This window comes from Nonomuraea sp. NPDC048892, from assembly GCF_040649735.1.
GTDB classification, from domain to species: Bacteria; Actinomycetota; Actinomycetes; order Streptosporangiales; family Streptosporangiaceae; genus Nonomuraea; species Nonomuraea maheshkhaliensis.
In genome coordinates, this window is the sequence record NZ_JBEZFZ010000053.1 from 16,573 (window position 1) to 27,660 (window position 11,088).

The window sequence follows — 11,088 nt, forward strand, 5'->3', positions numbered from 1 at the left end:
CTCTCCTTTCCTCTGGGTTATGTCACTATTTCATGCGTGATGGTTCAACGCGATACCTGGATCTTCTCTTTGGGGATCGACTACAGTCGCAGCTCCCATCCGCATCTTCCGGAGTGTCTTGATGATGCGCGACGTATTGAAGCTTTCTTTCGCCAGTGGGGGTTCACCCCCGCAACCGGTTCGCGTGAGCTGGCCGGTGCGAGCGCAGTCGCGATCCGCGACGCTATTGAAACGTGGTCTGACCGAGTCCGTGCCTGCGGCGGATGTTCCGCCCTCGTGCTGTACCTCGGCGGGCACGGCCGCCTGCATCATGGGCGGCACCACGTCCTCGCCGCGACTAGTCCTGCTGCGCCCCCCTACGGGGGAACCAAGTCGATCAGTGCGGATGATGTCGTTGAGCAGATTCTTAACAGCGGGGCCAGGAGGGCGCTGATGCTGCTGGACGTCTGCCACGCAGGTTTCGCGGCCGCGCAGGTGCAAGAAGCGCTCTTGCGGGTTGCTGCAGCCGAGGCCGGGGCCGCGATGGATCTCGGTGTGCTGGTCTCTTGCTTGCACCACGAGCAGTCGTATAGCGGAGCGTTCGTGCACGCGATGCTGACTGCCCTCGACGAGGGCTCACAGCAAGGCCATTGGAAGGACGGTGACGAGTACGTCACCCTACAAGAACTCCGTGACGAACTGCGTCACCGGCTCAAGGACGAACAGTGCGCGGAGGTTGCGGGACGCAGTGGCCTTAAGGTCATCCCCAACCCGCGATACCGAGCGGACGCCGCCGCTCGTGCCGTCGAACTGGGGGAACTTCTGCGCCGCTTGCCTGCGGCCGACCGCGAGCACTTCCTGCGTAAGGCCGCAAGCACCGATGCGAACGATGTTGGCTGGTTCTTCACTGGCCGCCAGCGGATGTCGCGGGAGGCCATCAACTGGCTCGCCACCCACGATCGTGGCGTTTTCGTCGTTACGGGCTCGCCCGGTGCCGGGAAGTCGGCGTTCCTCGGGCGGCTAGCAGTTCTCGCCGACACGGATTCTCAGCCGGCCTGCCGCGTCCTCGGCATGCTCGACACCGATGCCGCGACCCGGCCCGTCGTGGGCTGCTTCGACGTGGTGACGCACTTGAAGAACCGGCGCGTCGACGACACCGCCATGGACATCGCGGCCCAACTCGGCATCGCCCTCTCCGAGTCGTCCAGCCCGGCCCGTGATCTAGTGCTGAACCTCGTGGACACCGGAAGGTCCGTTACCATCCTTGCGGACGCGCTCGACGAGGCCGAGCGCGGCGAGGAGGAGTTCGTTGCCCGTGACATCTTGCGGGCAATCGGCAGCCTTCCTGGCTGTCGCGTCGTGGTCGGCACTCGGCGGGACCGCGACGGCCGTCACGATGCCACTCCCGACGACCCGGGACCCTTGGTCTCCGCTCTGCGGCCCCGCGTGGGCGCCTTCGACGTGCTCGACCTTAGTGCCGATCCCGCGACCGCGCAGGACATCGCCCGGTATGTCGAGGACCGGCTCGCCGACCGCTGGCTCTCGGCAGAACGGCGGGGCAGAGCGGCGCGCGAGGTGGCTGCGCAGGCTGGACGAGTGTTTCTCTACGCTCGGTTCGCGTTGCGCGTCTTGGAGGGCTTTGACGAACAGATCGTCGAGCAACCCGGCTGGCAGGGTCGCCTGCCTAGCGATGTGGGCGCAGCAGGTCTGCACGAAGTGTTCTCCCGCGACCTGGAACGTTTTCCCGATCCCGCCCAGATACGCGAAGTGCTGACGCCGCTAGCGTTCGCCCGGGGTAAGGGACTGCCCCGGCGGCAGATTTGGCCCGAGCTCGCTAGCGAACTGTCGAAGTCCGGCCGGGGCTACCGCGACTCCGATGTCGCACGCATCATCCGGGAGGCCGGATGGTATCTCACCGAGGCCACTGAAGACGGGCAGGCCGTGTTCCGGCTCTACCACCAAGCGATTGCCGACTATCTCATCCGAACGGTGTGCGATGACGGACAAGGCTGATGTGGAGGCCATGATCGCTTTTCGGCTGAAGGTCCTTGCCTCGGTGGATGGATGGGAGCATGTCAACCCGTACACGGCGCACTACCTAGCGCTTCACGCCCGGGCCGGTGGCACGCTGGCGGGGCTCTCCGCTGATGTTGGCTACCTGGTCGCGGCCGACCCGGACGTCCTGGCGGGTGCCCTCGGGACCGGGCTAGATCCAGGGTTGCCCGCATCGGCACGCCTGTTCCTGCGCTGCGCCCACCAACTTCGCGGGCTGGAGCCCGGTGAGCGGGCGGCCACCCTTGCCCTGACCGCACTCCAGCACGGAGAGGACCTTGGTCTGATCCAGCGCGCGGATGCCCGGTGGTGGCCGAGGTGGGCACGGATCCATCCCACTGCTTACCACCGGGTCCTCGAAGGCCACACAGGTGCGGTGTACGCGGTGACACTTGGGACAGTCGACGGCGCGCCTGTGGCGGTCACCGGCGGCGGCGACGCGACGGTCCGCGTCTGGGACCTGCGGGAAGGCACCCCGTTACGCGTCCTGGAAGGCCACACCAAGGCAGTGAACTCGGTAATCATTGGCGATATCGACTCCAGACCGGTCGTCTTGTCCGGCGGCGGAGACGGGGCCGTGCGGATCTGGGACTTGCGGGACGGCTCGACGCTGCGGGTCCTGGAAGGCCATACCTATGGTGTACGGTCGGTCGCGCTTGGTAATCTCGATGGGGTCCCGGTCGTGGTCACGGGCAGCGACGACGCTAGCGTCCGGGTATGGGACCTGCGTGACGGTACCCCGCTGCGTGTCCTTGAGGGTCATACCTATGGTGTACGGTCGGTGGCTCTTGGTTATCTTGATGGCGGCCTAGTCGCCGTCACCGGAAGCCATGACGCGACCGTCCGGGTCTGGGATCTGCGCGATTCTGCGCTGCTGTACGTCCTGGACGATCACACGGGGCCGGTCAGGTCGGTGTCACTGACCCGCCTCGATGGCAGAGCCGTGATCGTCACCGGCGGCGGCGATACTAGGATGCTGATTTGGGACCTGCGCGACGGCACCAAGCTGAGGATCATGGGCGGTCACACCTATGGGGTGAACTCGATCGGCCTCGGCCGTCTCGACGACGCACCAGTGATCATCACGGGTAGCTACGACGCTACCGTGCGGGTCTGGGACCTTCATAACGGTACGCCGCTGAGCGTTTTGGAGGGGCACAGCGCGGGGGTGAGATCCGTCGCGATCGGCTACCTCGATGACAGGCCAGTGGCGGTCTCAGGCAGTTACGACACGTCGGTCAGGGTCTGGGACCTGCGTGACGGCACCCCCGTACGTGTCCAGGAGGATCACACGGATTGGGTGCGATCGGTCGCCCTCGGCCATCTCGATGACACCCCGGTTGCCGTCACTGGGAGCCACGACGCCACGGTCCGCGTCTGGGATTTACACGACGGTGGAGCACTGCGGGTTCTAGAGGGCCACACTGACTGGGTCCGATCGGTCGCCGTGATTCAACTCGATGACACCCCAGTCGCCGTATCCGGCAGCGACGACGCCACCGTCAGGATATGGGACCTCCGTAACGCCACCCCGCTCCGGATTCTCCAAGGCCACACTGACTGGATCCGATCGGTCGCCGTCGGTCGAATCAACCGTATCCCGGTCGCCGCGACAGCCGGCAACGATGCAACTGTCCGGATCTGGAATCTGCGGGACGGCACCGAAATACGTCTCTTGGAAGGACACACCGGCCCTATCTATTCGGTGGATCTCGATGAGATCGACGGCATCCCGATTGCCGTGTCCGGCGGCGACGATACCACCGTCAGAATATGGGACCCCCATACCGGCGCCGCAGTACGAATTCTGGAGGGCCACACTGACTGGGTCCGATCGGTTGCCTTGACACGACTCGATGGCGCCCCGGTCGCCGTATCAGGTAGCGACGATACCACCGTCAGAATATGGGACCTCCATACCGGCGCCGCAGTGCGCGTCCTGGAAGGACACACTGGCCCAGTCAGGTCGGTGGCCCTCGCTCATCTCGACCGTGTCCCTGTCGCCGTCACGGGCAGCCAGGACAACACGGTCCGCGTGTGGGACCTGCGCGATGGAACGCACTACATCATCCCCCTAGCGGGTTGCACAGCGCTGACCGTGGACCGTTACACCCTTGCGGTGACCAGCCCTCTGGGAGTGACTGTCGTCACTCTCCACCGTGGTCTGGCAGGGGAAGTTAAGAGCGGCTCGGATCAATGAAGGGAACCCTGATCCGAAATCGAGCTCCGCATCCCACGGCCCCACGGCTGCCGGGGTGGTAGCCAGCCTGGCACGCGCAGATCACTTCAACGGGAAAATGTTCTTCCCGGCTTGCTGCATCGGCCCTCGGGGCAGCTACGCCAGTGGAGGGAAGATGAGTCTGGAGTACGTCGAGAGGGTGTTTGCAGCGTGGGCAGAATCCCCACACGTGTGTGACGACGACCTGCTCGGGCGCGATCCGCGCCTGTCCATGCAGCAATCCCTCCTTGAACATGTCGAGCGCCTTATGGCTCCAGCTTGGGTCCCCTGTCTCCAGATACGGCAGCATGGCGTGGCACCTGCTTTAATGTGGGGCGAAGGCGGGAAACTCCTGCGGAAAGACCAGGCCGAGGAGGACGCCGACGCTCCGCCACTCTGACATCCGGCTGGCCCTGATCGCGGCATAGATGTCCTCAGGCCTCAACCACTTCGGTGTGATGTCCTCGCCCTTCTCCGGTGCTGGCCCGTCGGGGGCGTTGGTGAAGTCGCGCACGAGGAAGTAGTGCAGGTCCCACTCCACGGTCGCGCCGGCCTGGGCGACGATCAGGGGTTCCGGCCGCGAGACGATGATGCCTACCTCTTCCAGAGCCTCTCGAGCAACCGCTTCCTTGACGGCCTCGCTCATCCGCCCAGTACGCCGTGCCTCGGCGAAGCTTTTCGCGCTATCGAAGACCTTCCCACCGGGGAGTCGCAGGTCGAAACCGCCGGTCTCGCTCCGGTACTCCTCAGTCAGTAGGACCTTCCCGGCCGAGACAATTACTATGCGGACACCCGGCGGCCGGCGAAAGCGCTCGAACAGCCGCCCGTCTGGCTGCACAGCCTGGACAACCTCGCCCAGTTCTCCCGAGAACACACTTCGCTCGTCCAGCGACTCGAACTTACTCATATGAACGAGCTCCCTCCTGTCGGTCCGATCAACGTATCTCACTGCTCGCACACGCACGCTGACGTTGGCGAACATGGTGCCCAGGAAATGTCGACCATCAGTCCGTAACCTGGATCGCGCCCGGCAGACCGTCCAGGACCCTGCCGATGATTGTGGCAGGCACGCCTTCCTTCTCGCACGCCTCGAGCAGGGCCGCCGCCCTGTCCTCTGCGACTGACAGCAGCAGCCCACCCGACGTCTGCGGATCGGTCATAACCAGCCGTGTGCTAAACGGGGTCTGTGCCCAGTCCACACAGTCCTCAACGGCGAATAGATTCCGTTCAGCACTGTTCGGGACTACTCCATGCTGATCGAGGAGCGCTCGCACCCCCGGAATAACCGGTAAGGCGCCCTCACTGATCCGAGCCGAACACTTTGAGGCGGCCATCATGTTGTGCAGATGGCCGACGAGCCCGAAGCCTGTGACGTCGGTCGCCGCTCGTACTCCAGCATCGGTGGCGAGGGTGGCCGCAATCCGGTTGGACGCCAGCATGACCTCCTCCGCCACCTGCACCATGCCCGCTGGCACTACGCCCGCCTTCTTCGCCGCGATCACGATCCCCGTGCCGAGGGGCTTGGTCAGGATCAGTAGGTCGCCTGGTTCGCAGTTGCACAGCAGCATGACATTCTCGACGGAGACCTGTCCGACAATGCAGAGGCCGAACAGCGGAACCTCCGATCGGACCGTGTGACCGCCGACCAGTGGCGTTGACGCCTCCGTCAGCGTTGCGACGGCCGCGCTCGTGAGCTCCGTCATCGCAGCCACGCCGAGGCTCTGAGGGAGCGCCAGAACGCTAAGTGCCAGGAGCGGTCGGGCGCCCATGGCGAAGATGTCCGACAGTGCATTCTGGGCGGAGATCCTCCCCCAGGTGGCCAGGTCGGAGCTGATCGGGGTTCCGAAATCGACCGTCACGGCCAGCAGCAAGCCGGGGGTGATCTCATAGAGGGCTGCGTCGTCGCGGTCGGTTCCGTCTAGTCGGACAGAGGACGCACGGTGGCCCAGCAGATTGTCAATGCCGGTCATGAATTCGCGCATCTCGTTCAACGGCAGTTTGCAGCCGCAGCCGCCTGCGGAGGTCAGTTGCAGCAGGTCACCCGTTTGTTTCCAGCTGTCCATGGCGTTCAGGTCCTCCTCGACCCCGCGGGTTGTGTCAGCGAACTTTCGAGCCGGAGCAAGCGGTTATACTTCGCCGTCCTATCCCCTCGGCGAGGCCCGCCAATCTTGATCCAGCTCGCGCCGATTGCGACAGCGAAGTCGCAAACGGCGGTGTCCTCGGTCTCCAGCGACCGGTGAGACACGCAGCACCGCATCCCAACCCGCGACGCCTCCTGGGCGGCGCGGAGCGCCGAGGTGACGGTGCCGACCTGGTTCATCTTGAGGAGGATGCCGTCGGCCAGGGTGGGGTCGATGTAGGCGACGTTGGTCGCGCACAAGTCGTCCCCGATCACGTCTACTTGGCCCGCGTGCCGCTGTCGCAGTGCCGACCATGACTTGGTATGCGCGCCGACGAACGGGTCCTCGACAAAGATAATCGGATACCGGCTCAGCAGGTCATCGAGGATAACGGAGAGGCCGTCGGCATCGACCGTTGTATCACCAACGCGGTATCCGTCCGGCTCCCAGAGATGCTCAGCGGCGACATCGATCGCAAGGGAGACCGTGTCCGCAAGACCAAGCTGATCGAGGACCTCGGTGACAATGTCCAGTGGTATGACCGGGTCCATGGCGGTGACGGTCATACCGCTGGAGGCTGAGTAACCAGTGAGCAGGTCACGCGCGCGGAGCACTAGCTCCGTCTGACGATAGGCCTCCATGACGGCCGGGATGTCCTCGCTTGGCACCCGTGCGTGTGACGCTAGCATGATCTGCTGGAATGGTGGCCCTCCGCCGGTTCGGTGAAGACCACCCGAAACGACAGCGGCCAGCAGGCCAGGGAATGCGGGCTCCGCGGCTGCCTGGGTAGCCAGGTATCGGTACAGCGGAACGTCTGCAGCGCGTGCGGAGGCACGTGCGTAGGCAAGCGACACCGCGAGCGTCACGTCCGTCCCGAGGTCGGCCAACCGGTCCTCTAACCAACCGTCCAGCTCGTCCTGATCGTGAATGGTTGCATTGGGTAGTGCCGTCGCCATGGCAGCGACACGATCGGGCACCGGGGCACCGACGCGCAGATCCGTGCTAGTGGAACGCTCCAGTGGGCCTGGTTTGATAGCAGTCGGTGATGAGCCTCGGCCAGTGCTGCCGTCGTGGAGGATCAGTTCCGCTTCCGCCGCAGGACCACCTCCGCTGTTGAGAATCGTCCGAACCGACAGGCGGTGGATACGCGGCGCCATCACGTTCCACGCGCGTTCACGAGAAAGGGCATCAGTTCGACAGCCTTCGTGATTGGCAACTTCCCGTCGACGGCGAACCGCTCGCCGAACCGAGTGATGTCGTCCGCGGCCAGTCCCGGCGCGCAGACGATCGCCGGGACTGGATCGTCCGAGTGAATCCCCAGTTCGCATGGAGTGGAGTGGTCGCAGGTGACCGCTACGACATCGTCCGGGGAGAGCGCCGCCAATAGAGGCGTCATGAAGTGGGCGTCGATAAGCTCGATCGCCCGTGTCTTGTCGACGGGCTGGTTGTCGTGGCCGGGCTCGTCCGGGCCTTTGAGATGAAGGAAGACCACATCTGTGTCCACGTTGAGCACTTGACCGACAGTCCGATTGAGATAGGCAGACTCGGGTTCACCGGGTTCGGGAATGGAGTAGTCAAAGTTGCCGCCAATCAGACGGGCGAGCCCACGCTCCGCCGGGATCTGGCCGAAGATGGAGATCGAGCAGCCGAACTTGTCGGCAAAGCTAACGAGTTGACGCGGCGAATCGCCGCCGTCGCGGACGAGCAACAAATTCGCGGGCAGTGCTCCCTGCTTACGCCTGGCGGTATTGACCGTATGATTGCGTAGAACCGCAGCGGACCTCTCCACGAAGACGTTCACAACCCCGGCCGCATTCGCGGCGGCCAGTGAGGGGTTTCGAGGCGAGGCGAGCTGTGGCTTAGGCGTGAAGTTAGGGACTGGGAAGCTGAACGAGCCTTCGTTACGGAAACCGGGATCTGTGTTGGTCACCTGTCCGGAAAGCGGGAGGCCAGCTGAGGTGAACACCAGAATGCCGCGGTGCCGCGAGAACGCGATGAGGTCGAACTGGACGTTCAGGTCGTCGAGCGACACCTCGTCACGGATCGCAGCTGCCAATCCCTGCAATTGCTCATCGCTCAGGTCGCGGGCCGTGCGTCGATCGAGAGTTCCCGCGCTCTCGTCATAGCTGGCAAAGTTCACCCGGAAGGCGATCGCATTCATGTCGAATCCCACCAGACCTAGGCCAAAGCCCTCGAGCGGGCCTCTGCCGGTGTAGTGCACAAGCGGATCATAGGAAAGGAGTGCCATCGCCCCGGAATCGGACTCTGGCCAGATCCCTTCGCCTATCACCGTAATCATGGACTGCTGAGACCGTGCGGCGAGCGCGTCGAGCGTGTCGGTCCGTGCGGCCTCCATAGGTGTTTTGCCACCGAGCATCGTTACCGGTCTGTCAGCTGCGCCGTCGAGGACGATCAGGAAGATCTTGCCCATACCAATTCACTGCCGTTTCATTTTGGGCTCACTCACCCGGGCCAGGAGACCGTGAAGGGTCAGGTAATCCGCCGTCGCCGCTGGAACCAGTGCACGCCAGGAGCCCCCAGATGCGATCGCCGCTCGGATTCTCGTTCCCGAGATCTCTTTGTTCGTGGACCGCCAAAGGACTTTGATATCGAATCCCAAAGCACGCAGGCGAGCAATCTTTTCGTCGCCCCATGCGTCATAAACAGTGGTGAAGTACGTGGCCTCCGAAGGAGCGTAGTTAGCCAGTTCTACAGGAGATTCGATCGGAAACGGAACGATACTGAATTCCGGTCCACTCAGACCCTCTGCATATAAGCAGGACGCGATCATCGACATCCGCTCGAAGTAAGTAAATGGATTCGCCCCAGGCGCCTTGCGATGCGGATCGGCCGCCTCCAGCGGGGCACGCTCTGGATTAGGCGAGGTGATGCCGATTACAAGGTGCACGCAGCGCTGCTTGGCCGCCAGTACGTACCTGAGATGGTCATTGTGGAAGACCTGGAACCTTCCGTGTGCGACGCCCAAGTCCCTTATGTTGCGGTTGTTGCTTCGCACCGCTACCACGGGCCCTCCTGTTCACCGAGCGTGACCAGCGCCGGCACGAAGTCGGTCTTCCGCAGAAGTATCTTGGGCACCAGCGCAACGTCGCCTGTGAAGGTCATTCCTGAAGAACGAATGAGGAGCTCGCGAGTGGCGGCATGCACGGCGATCACTGTGGTGGTCTGCGCCAGCATCCCGATGATCGACACGAACACGTGAGCGGTATCGGGGCGGGCCTCGGCCAGGCGGCGGAGCTCCTCAGGAAGGTCGGCCCGACGTGTGATGGCCGTGGGGTCGATCGCCTCGACTTGGACGATGCCGATAGTGATCCGACCCGTTCGAAATTCTTTGTAGTTGGCAGCCAGCACCTCCGCTGTGGTCAGTCCCGCAGTATCGGACAGCGCTACGAACATCTCTTCGACGAATGGTTCGGATATCTCCACGACGGGGCGAAGCCAGTCGAGCGCCCGCTGATCGCGATAGGAGGTAGACGGCGCCTTGAGGTTAAGAGTGCTAGAGATGATCGCGGCAGCCAGCAGACCCGCAACCTGCGGCGACGGCCTGAGCGCTGCGGCACGGAAGCGTTCGACGATCAAAGTTGCCGCTGCGCCGACCTCCTCGTTCTGGAGATCGGCATGGGCGAATGCCTCAGGGTGACCGGCCGGATGGTGGTCGATGATCTCGACCACCCGATCAAAGTCCAGACCGTCAGGCAGGTGCTGCGGGTGGTGCGTATCGACCAAGGCGACCCGGTAGTCGCCGTCTAGCGCGTTGATCACGGACGGACGCTCGACGCCGAAGCGCGACAGCACCAACTGCGTCTCACGGTTGATGCGCCCCCAAACCACGGGCAAAAAGCACTCATCGCGCGTGCGGGCGGCCAATTCTGCATAGGCAATCGCACAGCACACGCCGTCTGTGTCTGGATTTACATAAGCGAAGACGTATCGATTCAACCTACCCCGACCCTTGATCGACTAGCCTAATCTCGAGATAATATCATAGTCACCAAATGCCGAATAGTTGCGAGTGTCATTTGCCGCAGCGAGCAAAGTTGATCGAGATATTTTCGTCCGGCCCGAAAATCGAGCATTGTTAAGAAATTTAACCACCCAATTCTATTCGAACAACATTTCGACCACCACTCCGAGCTGCCGATTTGCCTCAATTTGTTCATTGATCGAATGTGCGGCGCTTAATGCTCTGACACCGGGGAGCGAGCGGTCGTGGTCTTACGCGGTGATCTGACTTTGTTGCCGAGGCTAAAGGGGGGATGCCAGAATTTGGCTGGTTGTTTCTTGATACGCGAGGTACCACGGTGACAGGAGGTACGCGTCAGGGGATCCGCCGCCGAGAACAACAGCGGCGTGAGCAGGTATGGATACCGACCGGGAAGATGTTCGCAAGTGTGGATGCCGTTCGACTGCACGCTGTTCGGCGCCGCCTACGCCGCCCAAGGCGGTCACCGTACGAGGCGGTGCCGGGACCTAGTAGGTCGGTAGGCCGGACGTCCGTTTGGACGAGCAGTGCCGGAAGTAGTTGCACCAGCCCGGATCACCGCCTTAACACAGATCAGCAGAGTTCTCAGGTTCGGTTGCTCTGGGCAGCTCAGCGCTCCTTCCCTAGCCTCGATCTTTCTCGACCTTGAGTTGGTCGGCTGAAGTCTTCGGCTGGAGGTCGATTTCCTCGCTGTGGTCAGCGTGGGTGCCCGGCTGTCG

At 63.2% G+C, this 11,088-nt stretch carries 8 protein-coding genes; 2 read left to right on the forward strand and 6 right to left on the reverse strand.

Going from position 1 to position 11,088, the window contains the following annotated elements; genetic code table 11:
• The first annotated feature begins 39 nt into the window (after nucleotides 1–39).
• A complete protein-coding gene (locus tag AB0C28_RS55150) occupies nucleotides 40–1,992 on the forward strand; it encodes a caspase family protein (protein ID WP_358085387.1) in 1,953 nt (650 codons plus the stop codon).
• Nucleotides 1,976–4,231 (forward strand): WD40 repeat domain-containing protein, encoded by a 2,256-nt coding sequence (locus AB0C28_RS55155; protein ID WP_358085370.1) that lies wholly within the window; start codon nucleotides 1,976–1,978, stop codon nucleotides 4,229–4,231. The genes AB0C28_RS55150 and AB0C28_RS55155 overlap by 17 nt, the downstream gene beginning before the upstream one ends.
• Before the next feature lie 343 nt (nucleotides 4,232–4,574).
• On the opposite strand, the gene AB0C28_RS55160 is transcribed toward AB0C28_RS55155, so the two are convergent.
• Genes AB0C28_RS55160 through AB0C28_RS55185 form a run of 6 tightly spaced genes read right to left on the reverse strand, consistent with a single transcriptional unit; the run spans nucleotide 4,575 to nucleotide 10,326 of the window.
• Nucleotides 4,575–5,231: an NUDIX domain-containing protein gene (locus tag AB0C28_RS55160; protein WP_358085373.1), complete on the reverse strand. Its 657-nt coding sequence runs from the start codon at nucleotides 5,229–5,231 to the stop codon at nucleotides 4,575–4,577.
• 22 nt (nucleotides 5,232–5,253) lie between these two features.
• Nucleotides 5,254–6,312 (reverse strand): selenide, water dikinase SelD, encoded by a 1,059-nt coding sequence (gene selD / locus AB0C28_RS55165; RefSeq protein ID WP_358085376.1) that lies wholly within the window; start codon nucleotides 6,310–6,312, stop codon nucleotides 5,254–5,256.
• A gap of 5 nt (nucleotides 6,313–6,317) precedes the next feature.
• Nucleotides 6,318–7,526 carry a hypothetical protein gene (locus tag AB0C28_RS55170; RefSeq protein WP_358085379.1) on the reverse strand — a complete coding sequence of 403 codons (1,209 nt, stop codon included), beginning with the start codon at nucleotides 7,524–7,526 and terminating at the stop codon, nucleotides 6,318–6,320.
• Nucleotides 7,526–8,800 (reverse strand): CMP-5'-phosphonoformate--3-phosphoglycerate phosphonoformyl transferase, encoded by a 1,275-nt coding sequence (locus AB0C28_RS55175; protein WP_358085381.1) that lies wholly within the window; start codon nucleotides 8,798–8,800, stop codon nucleotides 7,526–7,528. Before AB0C28_RS55175 ends, AB0C28_RS55170 begins: the two co-directional genes overlap by 1 nt.
• 6 nt (nucleotides 8,801–8,806) lie before the next feature.
• Entirely contained in the window at nucleotides 8,807–9,355 is a 549-nt protein-coding gene (locus AB0C28_RS55180; protein ID WP_358085383.1) for a hypothetical protein, read from the reverse strand.
• Between the two features lie 32 nt (nucleotides 9,356–9,387).
• On the reverse strand, nucleotides 9,388–10,326 hold the full coding sequence (locus AB0C28_RS55185) for a DHHA2 domain-containing protein (protein ID WP_358085385.1): 939 nt from the start codon (nucleotides 10,324–10,326) through the stop codon (nucleotides 9,388–9,390).
• Between the last annotated feature and the right edge of the window lie 762 nt (nucleotides 10,327–11,088).